Raw genomic sequence first — 1,576 nt, 5'->3', positions numbered from 1 at the left:
ATCGTTGATATCAAGGACTACATGCATAACTGCCAGGACCCGGCGAACTCGCACTTCACGCATCTGGAAGACGTTGAGTTCACCTACCGCAAAATCACCTGGACCCACGAAGTGTCTGGCACCTCTGGTTCCGATGACTGGCGCACCCCTGTCGCGGGCTAAAACTGACTCGCCGTTTCACGGCATCAACCTCTTCGGCGGTTGATGCCGTTTATTACGTCTAAGGTGGGCGTCGCGTTTTGCCTCCTCTCTCAGCTAAGGATAAGCGTATGTTCGCGCCGGCCAATGCTGCGCACTTCACGTTGCTGATCCCCTCTGTTCGCAACGATTTCAAAGTGCTGACCTTCAAGGGCACTGAAGCCATCAGCAGCTTGTATGCGATCCAGATTGAACTCGTCAGTGAGTCCCCTGATTTCGATCTGGAGAGCCTGCTCAGTCAGCCGGCTTTTCTCCAGTTTGGTCTGAATGGGGAAGGTATTCATGGGCGTATCGAAGATGTGTTTGTGGGTGAAGCGGGTAAGCGCCTGACCCGCTATCACCTAACCCTGGTGCCGGCCCTGCACTATTTGCAGTTCAGTCACAATCAACGGATTTTCCAGCACCTGACGGTGCCGCAGATCGTGGCCAAAGTGCTCCAGGGCCACGGGATTCAGGCTGATGCATATACCTTTAATGTCAGCACCAACCCTGAGCGCGAATACTGCACTCAATATGGGGAAAGCGACTTCGAGTTCATTCAGCGGTTGTGCAGTGAAGATGGGATTTCCTGGCACCACCAACACAGTCAGGATGGACATCAGTTGGTGTTCACGGACGATCAAACCTATTTTCCCAAGCTAGGGGGCACACCGTATCAGCAAGGCTCTGGCCTGGCCGCGGATCACCCGGTCGTCAGCCAGTTCTCGATGCGTTTTAGCACCCGAACCAGCACAACCACCCGTCGTGGCTATGATTTAAAACGCCCAAGCCAGTTGCTGGAAAGCCGATTTACCGCCGAGTTCAGTCCTGCGCTCGAAGACTACCGTTACCCGGTGCTGATCGAAAATGAAAAGCGCGGCAAACAGATTGCCCGGCAGGCCTTGGAGCGGCACCGCACCGACTACCAGTTGGCCGAGGGTAAAAGCGACCAGCCAACCCTGCGCAGTGGACACTTCTTCGACCTGACTGAACACCCGCGTCAGCAGTGCAACTCGTTGTGGCTGCTGCTCAGTGTGACGCACTCAGGCAAGCAACCTCAGTCACTGGAGGAAGCAATCACCAGCGACGTCAAGTCCGAAGACGGCTTCACTCAAGGTTACCGCAATACCTTCAGCGCGATCCCCTGGGACGTGTTTTACCGTCCACCGCTGGTCACGCGTCAATCGGTATTGGTCAGTCAGACTGCCAGAGTCACCGGTCCAGCAGGGGAAGAAATCTTTTGCGATGAATACGGGCGGGTTAAGGTCGAGTTCCATTGGGACCGCGCCGAACTGGGTAGCGACAAGAGCAGTTGCTGGTTACGGGTGTCATCCAGCTGGGCGGGAGACAGTTTCGGTGCGGTGACCATCCCGCGCATCGGCATGGAAGTGGTGGTGAC

At 55.9% G+C, this 1,576-nt stretch carries 1 protein-coding gene and 1 pseudogene; both read left to right on the top strand.

Translation table 11 applies throughout. From position 1 onward, the window contains the following. Window positions 1-162: pseudogene (locus CKW24_RS27630) on the top strand (type VI secretion system tube protein Hcp); the annotation flags it as partial. Between the two features lie 107 nt (window positions 163-269). Then, the coding region (gene tssI, locus CKW24_RS27625) for a type VI secretion system tip protein TssI/VgrG (protein WP_143501319.1) at window positions 270-1,576 on the top strand (1,307 nt) is incomplete at its 3' end.

The organism is Pseudomonas sp. Irchel 3H3, from assembly GCF_900187635.1.
In the GTDB taxonomy this organism is placed as follows: domain Bacteria; phylum Pseudomonadota; class Gammaproteobacteria; order Pseudomonadales; family Pseudomonadaceae; genus Aquipseudomonas.
This window is presented reverse-complemented; position numbering and strand designations above follow the sequence as displayed.